Here is a 19,968-nt window from a genome sequence, read left to right as displayed (position 1 = left end):
CTGACTTTTCCCTTTTTTAATCAACTCATGGTATAATTAATAAGATATTATTCTTTTGGAGGTATTTGTCTTTGATTACTGTAAATAATGTAGGCTTACGATTCGGTGAACGTAAACTTTTTGAAGATATTAATATTAAGTTCACACCTGGAAACTGTTACGGACTTATTGGTGCAAATGGTGCTGGGAAATCAACATTTCTTAAAATATTATCTGGTGAGCTTGAGCCTCAAACTGGTGATGTGCATATAACACCAGGCGAAAGACTTGCTATCTTAAAGCAAAACCACTTTGAATTTGAAGAAGAAGAAGTTTTAAAAGTCGTTATTATGGGACATACACGTCTATTCGAAGTTATGCAAGAAAAAGATGCAATATACATGAAAGCTGATTTCAGCGACGAAGATGGAATGAGAGCTGCGGAGCTTGAAGGTGAATTTGCGGAATTAAATGGTTGGGAAGCTGAGTCAGAAGCAGCAATCCTTTTAAAAGGACTCGGCATAGATGAAGAGCTTCATTCAAAAAAAATGGCAGAGTTAACAGGTGCGGAAAAGGTAAAAGTATTACTTGCACAAGCTCTTTTTGGGAAGCCTGATATTTTACTTCTAGATGAGCCAACAAACCATCTAGACTTAAAAGCAATACAGTGGTTAGAAGAATTTCTAATCAACTTTGAAAATACAGTTATTGTCGTATCGCATGATCGTCATTTCTTAAATAAAGTCTGTACGCATATAGCAGATCTTGATTTCAGTAAGATTCAATTATATGTTGGAAATTATGATTTTTGGTATGAATCTAGCCAATTAGCACAAAAAATGGCCCAAGAAGCGAACAAGAAAAAGGAAGAAAAAATTAAGGAATTACAAAGCTTTATTGCCAGATTTAGTGCAAACGCATCTAAATCGAAACAAGCCACTTCACGTAAAAAGCTTTTAGACAAAATTACCTTGGACGATATCAGGCCATCTTCAAGGAAATATCCATATGTACATTTTACACCGGATCGTGAAATTGGAAATGATCTTCTCCGTGTAGAAGAACTATCAAAGACTATCGATGGTGTTAAGGTACTCGATAATATTAGTTTTACAATGAATAAAGATGATAAAATCGCATTAGTAGGTCATAATGAATTAGCAAAATCTACTTTATTTAAGATTTTGGCTGGAGAAATGGAACCCGATAGCGGAACATATAAATGGGGTGTCACAACCTCTCAATCATACTTCCCTAAAGATAACACAAGTTATTTTGAAAATGGCGAATTGACTTTAGTAGATTGGTTACGTCAGTACTCCCCTAATGATCAAAGTGAAAGCTTCTTAAGAGGATTTTTAGGAAGAATGCTTTTCTCTGGTGAAGAAGTGATGAAAAAGGCCAATGTTCTATCGGGTGGTGAAAAAGTTCGCTGCATGCTTTCAAAAATGATGCTTAGTGGAGCCAATGTCTTATTACTAGATGAGCCAACAAACCATCTTGATTTGGAATCCATTACAGCAGTTAATAATGGTTTAATACGTTTTAAAGGTTCAATGATTTTTGCATCACATGACCATCAATTTTTTCAAACCATTGCCAATCGAATCATAGAAATTACACCAAATGGCATTATTGATAAAGAAATGACCTATGATGAATATCTAGAAAATGACGAAATTCAACATCAATTAAAAATGTTATATGCATAAAAACGATAAAAAGGTTGCCTAAAGATTGGGTCTGACATCACCATACGATATCTAATAAGAATTTTGTTCTAAAAGATTACGTATTTATGTGATGTCGGACCCTTAAATAGACAGCCTTTTTTATTTTATAAATTTCACTGGGTAGTCCGGTTTAAATTCAAGCATACAATTTATTATTCATAAAAGTGGGGTGGTAAAATTGTCTTTAAATGGAGATGATTTCATTAAAAGAATTGATGGTTTAAATAATGAGGTGTGGGTGGATGGAAAAAGAATAACTGGAAAAATCTCGGCACACCCTGCTTTCAGTGGCGTATTAGCAATGAAAGCTAAATTATATGATTATCAAGTTGAACATTGTGAAGAATTTACATTTTTTTCTGAAAGAACGAATAGTAGAGTGAATTTTTCATACCAACAACCTAAAACAATAGAAGATTTAAAGAAAAGATCAATTGCTACGCAAAAGTTGGCAAAATTAAATGCAGGTTTACTAGGTCGCTCACCTGATTATATTAATACTGGAATAATGAGTCTAGGTGTGGCAGAGGAAATTTTTAAGGAAGAAAATCAACATTACCATATCAATATACGCCAAATATATGAAGATGCAATGGAAAATGATTTGACATTTACCCATACATTTATCAACCCTCAAGTCAACCGTTCAGACAATTATTTCGAGGAATCTGATAAAGTTATTGCCGCAAAAGTAATTCGAGAAACAAGTGAAGGCATAATCATTTCGGGAGCTAGATTATTAGCGACACAAGGTGGAATTACTGATGAGATTTTAGTTCTTCCTGCAGGGGGAAATTACTTTGAAGATCCATATAATTATGCATTTTCTATTCCATCGAACACCCCCGGATTAAAATTTATTTGTAGGGAATCATTCGTCTCCAATGAATCCATTTACGATGCACCTTTAAGTTCAAAATTTGAGGAAATGGATTCTATTGTTGTATTTGATAATGTATTAGTTCCTTGGGAAAGAGTATTTCTTTATAAAAATTTTAAGATCTCTTTACGAATGTTTTCCGAAACTAAATTTAATACTTTCCTTCTCTACCAAGCCGTTTCCAGAATGATTGTAAAAACTGAGTTCCTGTTAGGAATAGCGGAATCCATTGTCGAAACAATTAGTATTAAAGAATATCAACATGTTAAAGATAAGATTACAGAAATAATCTCAGCACTTGAAATAATAAAAGCATTACAATTATCAGCCATGACACATGCTAAAGTTGATTCGAGGAATACAATGGTTCCAGATGATTATCCACTTAATGTTGCCATTTGCTATTACCCTAAAATATATCCCCGACTGGTAGAGATCCTTCAATTATTAGGTGGAAGCGGTTTAATCCTTCTCCCAACCAAAAAGCAATTTGACTCTTCTATTGGATCATATTTAGACGATTATCTTCAAGGAACAAATTCAAATGCCGTAGATCGTGTACAACTTTTTCGACTAGCGTGGGATCTCTGTATGAGTTCATTCGGTTCAAGACAAACACATTTCGAGCGATTTTTTTTTGGAGATCCTATTCGTATCAGTATGGGTTTATACGATGGATATCCAAAAGAAAAATACATAAATATGGTTAAAGATTATTTATCTTAACTATTCTACTAAAAAAGGTTTGATCCTGTTGACCATATTTTCAATTCTCTTCGCATTCAGTTTATACATTTCTTGAGCAGGTTTTGATTCTGTTGCTAATGTAAATAATTCAAGATCTGCTTGACATTTTTTAAGAGTCGCTAATAAAAGAGCTCGTTCCTGGGAATTTGGCAATTGAATTTTATCGTCATAAATATCAACAGTTAATTTTCCGTATGAATCAATTTGACCGATAAAAACATTATCAAGGGCAACATTTAATTTTTCTAATTCCGCCTTTAACCAAGCTCGATTAAAAACCGTTTCCCCTAAAGCCTCATCTAGTATCTGACCTTCTGATATTACTGTTTTTGCCTCCTTCTCAGGTGCCACCTGTAATTGGATATCTTTCGGTGTAATAGGTTGGTTTTCTTTTTTAAGAAGAACATTTAAGTCACCATTTGGTTCTAAGACAGCAAATTCAACATCTGCCAGATTAAATGCATTCTTTTTTCTTAAAAGCTCCGTTAAATCATCTACTGTATATTTTTCCTTAGTTAAAGTATCTTCTTGTATTTTTCCTTCTTTTATAATTACTTTCGGTGTACCATCAATAAAATCCCTGAATTTTTTGCTTTTTAACGAAAGAAATAAAATGCCTAAAGGAAGTAAGCTCCAGACTAACAGACTATATATACCATATAAAAAGTGTTTCTCGATACCTGTGGAAATCTCAGCAACGATACTTCCAATAGTTATTGCTATAATGTATTCAAAAAGTGTCAGTTGAGTAATCTGCTTTCTTCCAAGAAATTTTGTTATGAAAAATAATACTATAAGTGCTGTGATTGACCTTAAAATGACCTCAAACCATGCCGGTACAGACATTGTAACACTCCCCTCCTATTAATTTTTGTATTGTGGTTCTTCGCGTTCAAGAATAACTAATCGTTTTTGTAAGTCATTTATAATTTCCTCGGTTTCCATCATACATTCATGGAATTCTTTTTGCGCTTTCTCATCAACAGCCTTTAATGCGAGCTGACTAAAATTGTTCTTTGCTCCATTTAAGCTTGCAATACATGATTTTACATCCGATGCAATCGTCATATCATCATTCCTTTTTTTTGAAAAGGACTGCCGATTTGCAGGATGACAGTCCCTTTCTCATTTTATTAATTTCCTTACTGTTGCTTATATTGTGGTTCTTCTTGCTCAACTTCATTCATTCTTGGAGTTAACGTATCAATGATTGATTGTGTTTGCTGAGCACATGTTTGATATAGCTGTTTTGCCTGTTGATTGTCAGTTTGTAATGCGAAAGTTTCTAAATTCGCTTGTGCACTTTTTAATCCAGAAACAGTTTGTTTAATATTTGTAATAACAGTCATGTACATAACCCCTTTTTCGTTTAGGTATTGGGATGTTCATAATGAACAATGTTATTTTATGAACAAACATAGTTTTTATAAATTGAAATATTATCCTTTTTAACTTCATATAAAAAATTGTATGAAAAATAAAAAGATTCATATATAATAGAATTAATTAGTGCACCGAAATATCTCATCAAAAAGGAGAATCACATTATGGAAAAAACACTGCAAAAACGCATTGCACGCTCAGAGGTACCTGTAGAGCACACATGGAAGCTTGAAGATTTGTTTGCAACTGATGATGAATGGAACAATGAGCTTAAAGCTATACAAAATGATTTACCAACTGTTACACAATATCGAGGAAAATTAAGTGAAGGTGGAAAAACTTTATTAAATTGCTTAAAAGCAGAAGAAAAACTTCACTTAAGATTGATAAGAGTAGCAACCTATGCAAGTCTACGCTCATCTGAGGATGGAACAAGTCCCTTAAATCAAGGAAATTCAGCAAGAATGGCTTCGATGCTAGCTAATATTAGTGCTGCCTTATCCTTTTTAGATACAGAGATCCTTGCATTACCTATTGGCACGATTGAACAATACATACAGCAAGAACCTGAATTAAACGTCTTTAAAAACTATCTAGAAGATTTATTAGAGAAAAAACCACATACATTATCAGCTGAATTAGAAGAAACATTGGCTTCATTAGGTGAAGTTCATGATGCACCTTATATGATCTATCAGCGTGGTAAATCATCAGACATGCAATTTTCGGACATTGAAGATAAGGATGGGAATTTACTTCCTATGTCATTTGCCCTTTATGAGGATCGATATGAATTGTCTGCAAATACGGACCTGCGTAGAAAAGCATATTCATCCTTTAATCATTCTTTAAACCAATATAAAAATACATTTGCCGCAACATATGCTACTGAAGTAACAAAGCAGGTTGCTCTATCCCGTATTAGAAAATATAATTCTGTCACTGAAATGCTGTTACATCCACAGCACGTAACCTTAGAAATGTATCATAACCAGTTAGATGTCCTTCAAACAGAGCTTGCTCCAATTATGAGGCGCTTTGCTCAATTAAAGAAACGGGAATTAGGTCTTGATAAAATGCTTTTCTGTGATTTAAAAGCACCACTAGATCCCGAATTCAATCCACAAACGACATATGAAGAAGCATCGAAATTGATTATTGAAGCATTACAAATCATGGGACCAGAATATAGTGATATGATTCAAACTGCCTTATCAGAGAGATGGGTTGATTTAGCGGATAATATCGGAAAATCTACAGGTGCTTTTTGCTCTAGTCCTTATGGAGTGCATCCCTTTATTTTAATTACATGGACGGATACAATGAGAGGAGCATTTGTATTAGCACATGAACTTGGTCACGCAGGTCATTTTTATCTAGCAGGAAAAAATCAGCGGGTCGTAAATACAAGGCCATCTACTTATTTTATTGAAGCTCCTTCAACGATGAATGAGTTGCTTCTTGCAGACCATATTCTATCTACTACTGATGATAAACGGATGAAAAGATGGGTAATTTCTCAACTATTAGGCACATACTATCATAACTTTGTCACTCACTTATTAGAAGGTGAATTACAGCGACGCGTATATAAGCTAGCGGAGGATGGTAAACCAATCACAGCTACTACACTTTGTGAGCAAAAAAGAGAATTATTGCAAAATTTCTGGGGAGATGCTGTTGAGATAGATGAAGGTGCAAGTTTGACTTGGATGCGACAGCCGCATTATTATATGGGACTTTACCCTTATACTTATTCTGCTGGGTTAACTGTTTCCACTGCCGTTGCAGGAATGATTAAAAATGAAGGTCAACCTGCTGTTGAGCGCTGGCTAGATGTATTAAAATCTGGTGGCACTTTAAAACCGCTCGAACTCATTAAAAAAGCAGGTGTTGACATGTCAAAACCTGATGCAATAAGAAGTGCAGTCTCTTATGTAGGTAAATTAGTCGAAGAATTAGAGAATAGTTATAATTAAAGTACTCTAAAGAGATAAAAAAACACCCCGTTTTATTGAACGGGGCGTTTTTTTGAAATAAGTAGGGCTATTTGAGCCATTGTAATTGGTAAGGATGTTTTTTTACGATAAGCCAAATATTTCGGTTCCCAGTAATTAGCATATTTTTCTTTAAACCTCTTAAGGCCCTTAAAATGATAAACAAAATTACCATGCGTATAAATTTGCGAGGCTATTTTTTCTCCAGTAAAAGAGTACTTGGACAAACCAACATTAGCAAGAGGCGCCATCCCTAAATTATAACGTTCATATCCGTTCATTTTGCCCCATTCAATAACTCCTAAAAATAGAAAATCCATGGTTCCAGGTGGTGCTTCTGGTAAATATCTCATTAAATCAATAGATAAAGTTGTTTGCTGATCATATACTGGCATTATACTTGCAAATGCAATTGTATGATTTTCAGCATCATTAAGAATAGCTATTGGAGCCTTATTTAAATAATCCTCGTCATAATAGCCTAATGAAAATCCTTTCTCTTTCTTTTCACCTAGCCATTGATCAGATATATTTTTGAGTATGCTAAACTGTTCAGCGGAAAAAGGTGGTTCAATGATTTTGAATGTATACCCTTCCTTTTCGAACTTATTCTTTGTAGCACGAAGACCTTTCATTTTACTTCCTGTTAAAGTAAATGACTGTATATCAACAAATGCCTCTTCACCAAGTTTAAAGAAGTCATAACCATTTTCATGTAATTTTGGTAATAGTTCTTTCGTCACTTGATAATATGCAGGTGTATATCCATACAAATCAGCAAAATCTTGGAATTCTTCAATAGAATGAAGGATTTCATCCTTCTTACCAATTGGATCCCCTAAAATAACAAGCTTATCGGCATATTTTTGATACATAAACATAACTTGTCCGGTTTCATTCCAAAACACCTTTTTATCATTTAAGAAAACAAGATGCGATAGAACAGTTCCCCCATACTTTTGAAGATGTGCTTTTACTTTTTCTTTTTCAATTGGAAAAAATTCAAGTGTTCGTGGTTTTATAAATAAGTATGTACAGAACATGATGATCGCTGCAATAACTAAACCAATGATTGCACTAATAATTAAGTCACCTGCATCCACAATCATATATTTACGAATAAAGCTTGGAATTTTCAACTTGCTGTCCGGCAAATTATAATAACCGATGATGATATAAAGAAAAGTGAAAAAAAGAATTACACAAAAATCAAATAATGCTCTCCCCCATGTTATTACAAAATTTATTCGATAAAAACGTTTCTTTGAAATAACGAGCATTAATGCAACAAAACTTAAATAAATAGTTTCCTCATAATCCAATCCCTTAACAAGACAAAGGATTGATGCACTGATTAAAACAATTAATGTCGAGTAATATGCCCATCTAACTTTATATTCAATACCACGGGAAAGAAGTATTAACAAAAATCCTGAAACGATTGTTAACTGATGTGAAAAGTCCATTAATGGAGAGGATAGAAAACCCCTTAAAAATTTTATTCTATCTAGTACTCCAGGTAATGAAGCAGACAAAAGTAAGATAATCCCTGATAAAAAAACAAGAAGACTTAAGACCATATGACTAACATTTTTTGTTATTGTGTAAAAAATTTGTTTATACTGTACGTCAAGTAAATTCCAAAAGTGACGGCCAAATAATAAAACGGCTATTAAAAATGGGATAATATAGTAACTCACTCGATATAAAAGTAATATAAGTAAAACCTGTTCTGATGGAATATGATAAAATTCAAATCCCATTAAAAGAACCAGATCGAATGAGCCTAATCCCCCTGGAATCATACTTATAATTCCAGCACAAGCTGCAACAATAAAAATTGGGAACAAATGTCCAAAACTAATTTGAACATGAAGCAATCTCGCAATTAGATAAAATAAAACGAGTGAACCCATCCACTCTAGCAACGATATAACCATTAATTCTAATAAATAGTTGTTTTTAAATGAAAAATCCTTGTTTTTAAGATTTTTGAGTTTAAAACTAATTAATAGAAACGGGATGTATAAAGCAATTACCCACACAACGATTTTTAGCCATTTCATTTCTTCTAGAAAAGTCGGTTTAAATATTCCTAATGCAACGAACCAGCATAAAATAGAGACCCCAGATAAATAGAATATCGAAACCTTCGCTATACTTTTAATAATAGCGTCCTTTTCATTATAGTGGTCTTTGTAAAAGTACCCTCTTAGGCTTAAACCAATTACACCACCAAAACCAAGAAAATTTGAAAATGTATTAACAATCCATGAATAAGATAGAATCTTTTTAAATTGTAACTTCAAATTTAATAATTTACATAGGATAATATCGTAAAATAGCATTGGAGATACTGCGATAATCCCAAGTAAAAAAATAAGCAATAATTTAGATAAATTTAGTTCTGAAATATTATTTTTTAACAAATCAATATTAAAATCCTTCACCATACTTTTAGATTCAAATAAAATTAAAACTAAAAGTATGATTGGAAAGGCTATTTTTAATATTGATAATAACTTTCTTTTGTTAAGTTTCATGTTTACACCAGCTTTCCAACACTCACCTTTTTTGTTTATTTTGCCTACCTTTTTTCCATTTATTTTCTTTCAAATTACTAATACTATTCATTATTCATAATATATGTATATACTAACTATTTTTTCAGTTAAAGGATTACAAAAAAACAACCCAAGTATTGCTACTTGAGTGTTTTTTGTTTTTTATCATATTATCTTTGCGAAACTGTTTCTTCCTCTTCAATCTTTTGAAGTCTTTCCGCTACTTCCTCTTTAGTTAAACCATGTTCTTTGATATAAAGATTTCTAGGATGAACACGACATTCATGTGAACAACCTCTTAAATATTTATGCTCGTTTTCCTCAGAACATAGCATTTGACGATTACATTCAGGATTTGCACAATTAACATATCGTTCACATGGTTCCCCAGTAAAGTAATCCTTACCGACAATTACATGCTCTTTTTGGTTAATTGGCACAGCAATGCGCTCATCGAAGACATAACATTGACCATCCCAAAGTTCACCTTGTACTTCTGGATCTTTACCGTAAGATACGATTCCTCCATGAAGTTGTGCAACATCTTCGAATCCTTCTCTAACTAACCAACCAGAAAACTTCTCACAACGGATACCGCCAGTACAGTAAGTTAAAATTTTCTTGCCTTCAAATTTTTCTTTGTTTTCGCGAACCCAGTTAGGAAGATCTCTAAATGTTTCTATATCAGGACGAATGGCTCCTTTGAAATGACCAAGATCATATTCATAATCATTTCTAGCATCTAGAATAACAGTATCTTCATCTTGCATAGCCTCATAAAATTCTTTTGGACTATAATATTTACCAGTTAATTCATTTGGATTTATATCATCTTCTAAGCGAAGCGTAACTAACTCTTTTCTTGGTCTAACATGCATTTTTTTAAATACGTGCTTATCAGCTTCATCCACTTTAAATACAATTCCATCAAATCGTGGATCATTTTTCATCATTTCCATATATTGATTTGTTTGTTCTACCGGACCTGAAAGTGTACCATTAATTCCTTCATTGGCCACTAGAACTCTTCCTTTTAACCCTAAATCTTTGCAATATGCTAGATGCTGTGCAGCATATTCTTCAGGATTTTCAATTTTTGTGTAGAAGTAATACAATAATACTCGATATGGTTTTTCACTCATTTTTTTATTACCACCTGTCAATTTATATTTGCAAGATATAAATGTACTTAGGTTGTATAGTTTATACACTTGTCTCTTACAATAGATTATTGTATACAAATTATCTCACTTCTGCAAGGAGAATTTTATATTTAAATAATATGTTCTGTTATAAAAATAGGAAAAGTTATTTATAAAAACATTTATGAATTTACGGATTGAGGTTCAGTTTTTTGATTTTTTCCTTTTACTAAATAATGAATAAACTGATTTAATATACGTGTTCCAAATAATCCACACCCAATAATAAATGGAATAAAATAATAACAAATTCTAAATAAAAGTAAAACTAATAATGCCGTTTCTGAAGATATGTGATGGTAGTGGAATCCCATTAATAAGATAAAATCAAATGAACCTATTCCCCCTGGTAACATGCTAAGAAACCCAGCACAAGTTGCAATACTATAAATAGGGAAGAGTTGAATTAATTGAATGTGAATACTAAGTAAACGAGCAATAACAAAAATGAGTAAAAGTGAACCAATTTTCTCAAATATGGAAACAATGATTAATGAGAATATTTTACTTTGTCTAAACGAAAACCTTCGATTATTTCGATTTTTAAGTTTAAGACTTAATAATATAAAAGGAATATACATTGCAAGAAACCAAACAGCAATTTTTAACCATTTCATCTTCGTCAAAAATGTGGGTTTGATAATACCTACAGCAGTAATTAAACAAAATATTGATGTTCCTGATAAATAAAAAACAGAAACCTTTGCAATGTTTTTTATAATTAGCGATTTTTCCTTTACATAATTTTTAAAAAAGTAGGTTCTTAAACTTAAACCGATCGCCCCACCAAATCCGAGAAAATTAGAAAAACTATTAATGATCCAAGCTAGACTGAACAACTTTTGCACTTTTATTTTTAAATTTAAAATTTTACATAAAATAACATCATAGAATAATGTTGGAGCCATAGCGACTAATCCTACTATAATAATAAAAATTAATTTTAGTGGGGTTAGCTCAATAAAATGACTTTTTAATAAATTGAAATCGATTGATTTTACCATATTTTCTGATTCAATAACGATTAAAAACAATATTGAAACAGGAAAAAGAATTTTAAAAACTAATAACCAATTTTTTTTGTTTAATTTCACATATTCACCGCTTCTCCATTGAATGGGCAATAGCGCTAATTAGCTTTTCTATTGCTCAGCACTTTGATGTATTAATAATTTTGAACAAGAGAATATTTTACCTAAGTTTATTTATAAGTTCAAGAATAAAAGTACAAAAAAAGAGACAACCTTTTGAATTGCCTCTTTTTTGGATTAATCGAATTTCAAGCCTTTTAATGCATCTTTAAATGCATTATTTAAAGGCTCTTCACTTTTTTGCTGATTTTTCATGTATTTTTGTACTTCATGTTTAGATACTTTACCACGGGATTCCTTTTTACGACGTGCTTCAAATGCTGATAATTTTTCACGGTGTCCACATTGACATGCAAAAATTTGCCCTTCACCTTCGCCACGTAGCTCTAGCTTTTTATGACATTTAGGGCATCGAGCGTTCGTCAAACGTGAAACATTTTTTCTGTGACCACATTCTCTATCTTGACATACAAGCATCTTCCCCTTTTTCCCATTGACCTCGAGCATTGGTTTTCCACAGTCAGGACAATTTTTGGTTGATATATTATCATGCTTGTATTTTTTGTTACTTGCTTTGATTTCTGCCACGATTTCTTTCGTGTAATTTTTCATTTCCTTGATAAATACATCTTTTTTCAGCTTTCCATGAGCAATACGATCTAGTTTTTGTTCCCACTCTGCTGTTAAGGTAGGAGATTTAAGCTCTTCAGGTACAAGATCCAATAATTGAATTCCCTTTGAAGTAATATGAATATCTTTGCCACGCTTTTCGATTAAGAATGAATTAAATAGCTTATCAATAATATCTGCTCGCGTAGCAACCGTACCTAAACCACCTGTTGATTTTAATGTATCTGCCAGTTTTTTATTTTGAGTATCCATATACTTCGATGGATTTTCCATTGCTGAGAGTAATGTAGCCTCATTAAATCGTGCAGGTGGTTTTGTTTGTCCCGATGTTTGCATAATTACTTTTATTTTTAATTGATCACCTTTATTCATTTGAGGCAATTTTTGTTCTTTCAGATCATCTTTTGTCTCATCATCATCAAAATGATTTTCATAAACCTCTTTCCACCCATTTGATAGAATGGTTTTTCCTCTTGCAATAAAATTCTCTTCATCAATTTTTGCGTGCAGGGTTAATTGCTCATATGTGAATGCAGGAAATAATACTGCCAGAAATCTTTTTACAACTAAATCGTAGATTTTCCGTTCTTTATCCGAAAAGGCAGATAGATTCACATAGCTTTCAGTCGGTATAATTGCATGATGATCTGACACTTTACTATCATCAACAAATGCTTTGCTCGCTTTAATTGGATTTTTGAGCACCTTATTCGTTAATGAACGATACTCACCAATTCCACATGCTTTTAAGCGCTCGGGAAGGGTAGCAACAATATCAGATGATAGATAACGTGAATCGGTACGTGGATATGTTAAAACCTTATGCTGTTCGTAAAGCTTTTGCATAATATTTAGCGTCTCTTTAGCAGAATAACCAAAAATTTTATTCGCATCACGCTGTAGCTCTGTTAAATCATAAAGGCCAGGTGAAAAAGACTTTTTCGATTTCTTCTCAATGTCAGTTACAACTGCATTTTGTTTACCTAGTTTTTTTACAATTGTATCTATTTTTTCTTTATCAAAGCTACGCCCATTCCCTTTTTTATCTTGCCATGTCAATTTAATATGATCGATCGTTTGTGCTTCAATCCCATAATAAGTTTGTGTTTTAAAGTTTTTGATTTCTTCCTCTCGTGCTGCAATCATTGCAACAGTAGGTGTTTGTACACGTCCACAGTTTAACTGAGCATTAAAGCGAGTCGTTAATGCACGAGTAGCATTTAAACCAATATACCAATCAGCCTCTGAGCGTGCGACTGCAGAAGCATATAGATTATCATATGCTGAACCTTGCTTTAAATTTGCAAAGCCATCTTTAATCGCTTTATCCGTAACAGATGAGATCCATAAACGTTTAATCGGTTTTTTTACTTTTACTTTATCAATAATCCAACGTGCGACCAACTCTCCCTCTCTCCCAGCATCGGTCGCAATAATAATTTCTTTAACATCCTTTCTAATTAATTGACTTTTCACCGCGTTAAATTGTTTTCCAGTCTGCTTGATAACAGTTAATTTTAATCGTTCGGGTAGCATCGGTAAATCATCTAAATTCCATTTTTTATATTTAACATCGTAGCTTTCTGGGTCAGCAAGTGTGACTAAATGTCCAAGTGCCCAAGTGACGATATATTTGCTACCTTCTAGATATTCGTTTCCTTTTTTATTACAATTCAGTACACGTGCAATATCACGTGCTACCGAAGGTTTTTCAGCAATTACAACACTTTTTTCCATAATCTATACATCCTTTCGCTCTACCTAATTTAATATACCATACTCGTAAAAACTTCGCGATTGAGCATAATTACATGTTTATTAGAGAAAATATAGTCTTTTAGAAAAAGTTTTGTTAAAGTAAAGATGAGGTGATTATAATGGGAAAAAGCTTAGCAAAAAAGAAAAGAGATAAATTAATTAGAGAAGGCAGGAGAAACCCTGAAGAAAATCGAAGTTTCTTTGCGTTTGCAGATTTACGTTCAAGAAGAACAAAAACGAAGGCAGAGACACTTCAAAAACAAAAACATAAAAACCGATTATCTAATCAATATGATGAAGATAATCGGTTTTTTACGTTTAAATTAACTAAGGATATAATCAATAGAATAAGTAAGAATTAATTACCTTGTTTGTTCATTCATTTCCCGCACCTTTTCATCTTTTGGAAGTAAAAACGTCAGTAAACCTAATAATGGTAAAAAACTACATAAAATCATTACAAATTTAATGCTAAAGAAATCGGCAAGATTTCCATATAATACCGAACCAATTGCTCCCATTCCAAAAGCAAGCCCCACAATTAACCCTGATACCATGCCAATCTTATTTGGCATTAATTCCTGAGCATAAACAACAGTTACACTAAAGCTAGATGTAATAATGAAGCCGATTAGGAAAAACATCGGAATAACTAAAAATAGCGGTACATAAGGTAACATCATTGCGAGTGGTGCCGCCCCCACAAGAGAAAATAAAATAATATTTCGTTTTCCAAATCTGTCGGCTAATGGACCACCTAAAAATGTACCAATGACACCTGCAATCATAAAAATAAATATATAGATCTGTGCCCCTTGAATACTAATGCCATAATCCTCAATTAAATAAAATTGATAAAAATTCGATATGCCAGCTGAATACCATGATCTAGCGAAAACGATAAATACCAATAAAATCATTGCACCAATTAATTTTGGATGAATCCGCTGTTTTGTAGTTGAAGCCACTATTTTTTTCTTTATTTGAGCTCCAAAAGAAATCTGTTGTTTGTACCATTTAGATACAAAAATTAATAATATAATTCCCATTGCTGCAACAAAGGTGAAAGATAATATTCCCTTTTGTCCAAAAGGATAAAAAATAAGTGCAGTAAAAACTGGTGCAAGTGATTGACCAAAATTCCCACCAACCTGATAGATTGATTGAGCAAGACCTCTCTTTTCTCCTGCAGCCATATATGCTACCCTTGATCCTTCCGGATGAAATACAGCTGATCCGATTCCAATAAAAAAGACAGAACAAAGGATAATGTAAAAATTAGGAGATAACCCAAATCCGATTAGTCCAAGCATACTCATAAACATACCTAGTGGAAGTAAAAATGGTCTCGGTCGTTTATCAGCATAAAGCCCAAAAACCGGCTGCATTACGGACGACGTCATATTAACAACAAAGGCAATCCAACCAATTTGAGAATAGGAAAGGCTAAGTGTTTTTTCCAAGATAGGAAACATTGCGGGAACTACTGCTTGAATTGAATCATTAAAAAAATGACCAGCACCAATTGCAAATAGTATCCCATAAATAGTTGGAATACCGGTACCATGAGCTTGCTTTTTCGCAATAACAGCCATAAATGATAACTCTCTCTTTCTGTTGAAATATATTTTATTTTCTCATTATACACTTTTTTCTATTTACGAAATGTTTTTTCTGCGATTTTTTTACATACATTATTGGTCGGCAAGGAAATAATAAAAATGGAGGTGAGAGTAGAATGGGCAAACGAAAAAAAGATCCATCAAAAACAGGATTAAGTAACCCAAATGTGAAAGGGCAAGGAACAACTACGGTAGAAACTGGAGAAATCAAAGCGGATGCTTCTCGCAAAAAACACGGAAGATAACAATAGAAAATTGTTTGGAATGATTTTGATATCAATTAGACATTCTAACTTATACATAGGAGGTGTTGAATAGTGGCAAAAATTGGAGTAGAACAATCATTATCAAATGTTTCACAAGCACTTAAAGAAAAGGGTTATGATGTTGTCGAATTAAAAAATGAAAATGATGCAAAAGGTTGCGATTGTTGTGTAGTCACTGGTGGTGACAACAATGTGATGGGTATTCAAGATGTAATTATTGATGGTTCAGTTATTGATGCAACTGGTCTTTCTGCTGAAGAAATCTGCAAGCATGTAGAAAGTAGACTACCATAAGAAAAAACTGGTGACCGCATTCGTACGGTCACCTACCTTCTAAAAAATAATTCTCGGTATGACTATTTTGATTACGCAAACAAAAATATTTCAACGTAAAATTATCTTTAATATATAAAATGATTTCAATCATCAATAATAAAATGACAACTACAACACCATATTTCACCAATGCTTTATGAATGACTAATAAAGATGTAGAAAGAAAATGTACTGGTAATTTTATAGTAAATGCCAAAAACATCCCAAATGTAAAATTACGTGTCCATTGTGATACATGATACTGAAATAATCCTTTTCTAAACCCTAAATATTTTGCCCTCATAACCGCACGATAGATTTCAATAGATTCAACTAAGAAAAAACACACTAGGACCCAGAACCAAATAGCAATTATTATTTTTCCACCAATAATTCCAGAGGTAATTCCTGCTAAACCAGTAATCGACATTGCCCCATGTATAACACAATTCGTATTGTACCAATCCTGTTTAATATCCATTATTTTATATGTCGCTAGATACCTCTTTACTATTATCGATAAACTAACAAAATAAAATAAGATTCCTAAATAAAAGAATCCCTGGTTGATCATTTTTAAATTATTGGTTGTTCCAAATATCGTGGATAAACCTATTACTATCGATTGCGTACTAACTGTAGAAAGTAAAATAATCCCATGTGTTTGTTTATAGGAATCAGTTTTTAACAGTTTCATAAAGTTCTTAATACAGAGAATACAAAAAATAGCCCACAATACACCATTTACACTTATCACAATCTCTGGTATGACTCTAATTTCAGGAATTCGATTAAACATGATAGTAGAACAAACAGATGTACCAGCAATCCAAGTTCCAATAGCAAAGCTTTGAATTTCATTTTGTCGATGTAATAGTTTAAAAGTATGATTAAAGACACTTTTCAAGAAAGAACCTGAAATGACCATCCATGCGATGATTAGAAACCACACGAACCATTTATATTCTGTAAAACTTTTAATAAAGTAATGGTGAAATAAATCATATTCAAAAATTCCTATAGCCATTACTATTGCACCCGCTGCAGTTGCTGAAGGCTTTCTATGAAAAAAGAAATACTTGAAAAGCAACATAATCATAAGAAGTAATAAAAAAGCCAAAAGTTTTCAACTCCAATACTAATATATTGTATCAGATTTTTGTTGTTATGTGATATCCATCACTGCTATTTTCCTTGATTTTTACTAACATAATCTTATAAATATGAAAGGAAGTGACGATCATGTCACCATTTACTATTGATAACAAAGTAGGTGAAGTGGTTACTGTTTTTCCAAAAGCTAGTGATATTTTCAAATCAAACCGCATTGATTTTTGCTGTGGTGGTAATCTTACGATTAAAGAAGCGGCTGCTAAACAAATGATTTCCGCAGAGCAATTAATTACACAATTAAATATGTTGTACAGGCAGTCGAATCCTAATAAAGATTACATCAATTGGAAAGAAAAGAGCTTCAGCCATATCGTCCATTATATTGAAGAAACACATCATCAATATTTAAAGGAAGAGTTACCTCAGCTTACCCCCTATATTACAAAGGTCTATAAAGTACATGGTAACAAGCATCATCAACTTGAAAAAGTAAAAACTTTGTTTCAGCAATTAAAAACTGAGCTTTTAGAACATTTAATGCTAGAAGAAAACACACAGTTTCCTTTAATAGAAGAATATGATCGTCATCCAACTCATGAAACACTCGAAAGAGCTGTTTCGCAATTAGATCGTTTAGAAAAGGATCATCAAAATGTAGGTAACATATTAAAAGAATTAAGAAAGGTTACAAATAACTATCACTTACCAGAAGGAGCTTGTAGGACCTTCCAACTCGTATATAAACGACTTGAGCATTTAGAAGAAGACACATTGAGCCATATTCATATAGAAAATAATATCTTATTTAAGCGACTTTTTAATCTATATGCTTAAAAATGTAAGGCTGTTTTCGTATAGTTTGTTGCTTTCATAAAATCCTAAGTGCCGGCTTTTACACCCAATAAAGGATTCAGCGATTCTTATGGAAATTGGCGCTCTTTACTCAGTGAAATGATAGAGTAGTAGTTTTCAGTCGCTAGTTATTCGTTAAAACTTTACTGAAATAGCAACAATGTTTGAGAAAACTTTCATGATCTTTCGCTCTCAACCCAGAATGAAAATGGGTTCTCTGTCCCATAATGTAGATACCACAAACAGTGAGTATATGACGTAGCTCTTATTGGTGGTCTTACCCTGTTGAGAAAACTGTTGGAATGAATTTGGTGCACAACCCATTGTTAGCTCTCTCAATTTCGAGAGATGACTACGAACAGAAAAATGTTTAATTTCAAATTCATTCCACTGTTTGTGGAATATTTTCAGAAGGTGGAGTGAAATGGAAACATTGCACAAACGATGTGCAGGCCTAGATGTTCATTCGGAAACAATAGTTGCCTGTGTCATTCTTGGAGAATCAGAAACTGACTTGATTAAGGAGACCGAAACATTTCCTACTTTGACGAAGGATCTGTTTCATCTTCTTAAATGGCTTGAGGAGAAGGAAGTAACCCACATCGCAATGGAAAGTACAGGCGTCTACTGGAAACCTGTATACAATATCTTGGAGGATTTCTTTGATATTACTTTGGCAAATGCTCAAAGGATTAAAAATGTCCCTGGAAGGAAAACAGATGTTTCGGATGCTGAATGGATTGCTAAATTATTAAGACATGGCTTAATAGAGAAAAGTTTTGTCCCTCCCGAAGACTTTCGAAATTTGAGAGATTTGACTCGCCTCAGAAAAAAATGGATTGGACACATGACATCCGAAAAAAACCGAATCCAAAAGGTACTAGAGTCCTCAAACATCAAATTAAGCACAGTTATTTCAGATATATTTGGAGTATCAGGACGAAAACTATTGGAACAACTGATGAATGAAGGTTATATCGATCAAGAAGATGTCGAACAAAAGATACATGGAAGAATGGCCCATAAAAAGCAATTGATTACCGACTCACTATTTGGAACATTAAATGATCACCAGCTATTTCTTATTAAGCAATCTTGGATGCACATTGTTAATTTAGAAGAATTAATATTAGATATCGAGAAAAGAATCGACGTCATTTTATCCAACTATCAGGAGGAAGTACAGCTTCTGGTTACAATGCCGGGAATTAAGAAAGACACGGCAGCTGTTATCATTGCGGAAATAGGAGTAGATATGGGACAATTTCCAACCTCCAAACATCTTGCATCATGGGCAGGATTGTCGCCCGGAAATCACGAAAGTGCTGGAAGGAAAAAAAACACTAAAACGGTTAAAGGAAATCCTCATATTAAATCTGCATTGTGTGAGGCTGCGTGGGCTGTTTCAAGAAGTCGGAATCAAAGATTAGGAATCAAATATTGGTCACTAGCTGCAAGAAGGGGAAAGAAAAAAGCACTCGTTGCCATCGGACATCGAATGCTAACTATTGTCTATCATATGCTTCAGAATAAGGAACCCTACCATGAGTCAACTTAAATTAGCATTATAGACAAACAACAGAAAAGTTAAACGAGAAACCGAAAAATTCGGTAGCTCTGCTTTCCTATTGCCCAAATTAAATTATTTATAGCTTGCACCATTTTAATCAAGTTTAAACTTAATAAATTATTCTTAAAGGCGGAGTTTTATTTTCACAGAAAAGAGCCATATGTAAAAGGTCTGATCCAAACATCTTTTCGTGTTTGTAAGGGAATACACTTAAAGATATTGGATTAGACCTTTTTCTATTTATAATATAAGATGCTTTCTTATCA

17 protein-coding genes are annotated in these 19,968 nt (G+C 33.0%); 8 read left to right on the top strand and 9 right to left on the bottom strand.

Features of this window, described 5'->3' with window-relative positions; genetic code table 11:
- Positions 1-71: 71 nt before the first annotated feature.
- Positions 72-1,691, top strand: coding sequence for an ATP-binding cassette domain-containing protein (locus MHI39_RS11690; protein WP_342541270.1), 1,620 nt, complete (start codon positions 72-74; stop codon positions 1,689-1,691).
- A 199-nt stretch (positions 1,692-1,890) separates the two neighbouring features.
- Entirely contained in the window at positions 1,891-3,318 is a 1,428-nt protein-coding gene (gene hpaB / locus MHI39_RS11685; protein ID WP_058004402.1) for a 4-hydroxyphenylacetate 3-monooxygenase, oxygenase component, read from the top strand.
- On the opposite strand, the gene MHI39_RS11680 is transcribed toward hpaB, so the two are convergent.
- The 3 genes from MHI39_RS11680 to MHI39_RS11670 all read right to left on the bottom strand — a co-directional run bounded on the left by MHI39_RS11680 (position 3,319) and on the right by MHI39_RS11670 (position 4,688).
- The gene (locus MHI39_RS11680; RefSeq protein WP_058004401.1) at positions 3,319-4,185 is read right to left on the bottom strand and encodes a DUF421 domain-containing protein; all 867 of its coding nucleotides are present in this window, start codon (positions 4,183-4,185) and stop codon (positions 3,319-3,321) included.
- Positions 4,186-4,203: 18 nt separating this feature from the next.
- The gene (locus MHI39_RS11675) at positions 4,204-4,407 is read right to left on the bottom strand and encodes a DUF1657 domain-containing protein (RefSeq protein ID WP_058004400.1); all 204 of its coding nucleotides are present in this window, start codon (positions 4,405-4,407) and stop codon (positions 4,204-4,206) included.
- Positions 4,408-4,481: 74 nt separating this feature from the next.
- Positions 4,482-4,688 (bottom strand): DUF1657 domain-containing protein, encoded by a 207-nt coding sequence (locus MHI39_RS11670; protein WP_058004399.1) that lies wholly within the window; start codon positions 4,686-4,688, stop codon positions 4,482-4,484.
- Between the two features lie 198 nt (positions 4,689-4,886).
- Here MHI39_RS11670 and pepF point away from each other — a divergent pair, with 198 nt between their 5' ends.
- Positions 4,887-6,701, top strand: a complete 1,815-nt coding sequence (pepF, locus tag MHI39_RS11665) for an oligoendopeptidase F (RefSeq protein ID WP_058004398.1) — start codon at positions 4,887-4,889, stop codon at positions 6,699-6,701.
- A 32-nt stretch (positions 6,702-6,733) separates the two neighbouring features.
- Here pepF and mprF read toward each other — a convergent pair whose 3' ends face one another.
- The 4 genes from mprF to MHI39_RS11645 all read right to left on the bottom strand — a co-directional run bounded on the left by mprF (position 6,734) and on the right by MHI39_RS11645 (position 13,943).
- A complete protein-coding gene (mprF, locus tag MHI39_RS11660; RefSeq protein ID WP_058004397.1) occupies positions 6,734-9,262 on the bottom strand; it encodes a bifunctional lysylphosphatidylglycerol flippase/synthetase MprF in 2,529 nt (842 codons plus the stop codon).
- Positions 9,263-9,453: 191 nt separating this feature from the next.
- Positions 9,454-10,425: a rhodanese-related sulfurtransferase gene (locus MHI39_RS11655; protein WP_058004396.1), complete on the bottom strand. Its 972-nt coding sequence runs from the start codon at positions 10,423-10,425 to the stop codon at positions 9,454-9,456.
- Between the two features lie 182 nt (positions 10,426-10,607).
- The gene (locus MHI39_RS11650) at positions 10,608-11,579 is read right to left on the bottom strand and encodes a lysylphosphatidylglycerol synthase domain-containing protein (protein WP_058004395.1); all 972 of its coding nucleotides are present in this window, start codon (positions 11,577-11,579) and stop codon (positions 10,608-10,610) included.
- A 174-nt stretch (positions 11,580-11,753) separates the two neighbouring features.
- On the bottom strand, positions 11,754-13,943 hold the full coding sequence (locus MHI39_RS11645; RefSeq protein ID WP_058004394.1) for a DNA topoisomerase III: 2,190 nt from the start codon (positions 13,941-13,943) through the stop codon (positions 11,754-11,756).
- 140 nt (positions 13,944-14,083) lie between these two features.
- Here MHI39_RS11645 and MHI39_RS11640 point away from each other — a divergent pair, with 140 nt between their 5' ends.
- Positions 14,084-14,326 carry a hypothetical protein gene (locus MHI39_RS11640; RefSeq protein ID WP_058004393.1) on the top strand — a complete coding sequence of 81 codons (243 nt, stop codon included), beginning with the start codon at positions 14,084-14,086 and terminating at the stop codon, positions 14,324-14,326.
- Here the strand turns inward: MHI39_RS11640 and MHI39_RS11635 are convergent, their stop codons facing one another.
- Complete coding sequence (locus MHI39_RS11635) at positions 14,327-15,559, bottom strand: MFS transporter (RefSeq protein ID WP_058004392.1); 1,233 nt, start codon at positions 15,557-15,559, stop codon at positions 14,327-14,329.
- Between the two features lie 143 nt (positions 15,560-15,702).
- Here MHI39_RS11635 and MHI39_RS11630 point away from each other — a divergent pair, with 143 nt between their 5' ends.
- Positions 15,703-15,831, top strand: coding sequence for a YuzL family protein (locus MHI39_RS11630; protein ID WP_071974936.1), 129 nt, complete (start codon positions 15,703-15,705; stop codon positions 15,829-15,831).
- Positions 15,832-15,903: 72 nt separating this feature from the next.
- On the top strand, positions 15,904-16,146 hold the full coding sequence (locus tag MHI39_RS11625) for a YkuS family protein (RefSeq protein WP_058004391.1): 243 nt from the start codon (positions 15,904-15,906) through the stop codon (positions 16,144-16,146).
- A gap of 28 nt (positions 16,147-16,174) precedes the next feature.
- Here the strand turns inward: MHI39_RS11625 and MHI39_RS11620 are convergent, their stop codons facing one another.
- Complete coding sequence (locus MHI39_RS11620; RefSeq protein ID WP_058004390.1) at positions 16,175-17,287, bottom strand: hypothetical protein; 1,113 nt, start codon at positions 17,285-17,287, stop codon at positions 16,175-16,177.
- 119 nt (positions 17,288-17,406) lie between these two features.
- Between MHI39_RS11620 and ric the strand changes: the two genes are divergently transcribed.
- The gene (ric, locus tag MHI39_RS11615) at positions 17,407-18,114 is read left to right on the top strand and encodes an iron-sulfur cluster repair di-iron protein (protein ID WP_342541434.1); all 708 of its coding nucleotides are present in this window, start codon (positions 17,407-17,409) and stop codon (positions 18,112-18,114) included.
- 442 nt (positions 18,115-18,556) lie between these two features.
- A complete protein-coding gene (locus tag MHI39_RS11610) occupies positions 18,557-19,690 on the top strand; it encodes an IS110 family transposase (RefSeq protein WP_259544790.1) in 1,134 nt (377 codons plus the stop codon).
- Positions 19,691-19,968: the final 278 nt, after the last annotated feature.

Origin of the sequence: Heyndrickxia sp. FSL K6-6286 (genome assembly GCF_038630395.1) — a bacterium.
Classification (GTDB): domain Bacteria; phylum Bacillota; class Bacilli; order Bacillales; family Bacillaceae_C; genus Heyndrickxia; species Heyndrickxia oleronia.
Note: the sequence above shows the minus strand (reverse complement) of the source record. Positions and strands in the feature narration are given on the sequence as shown.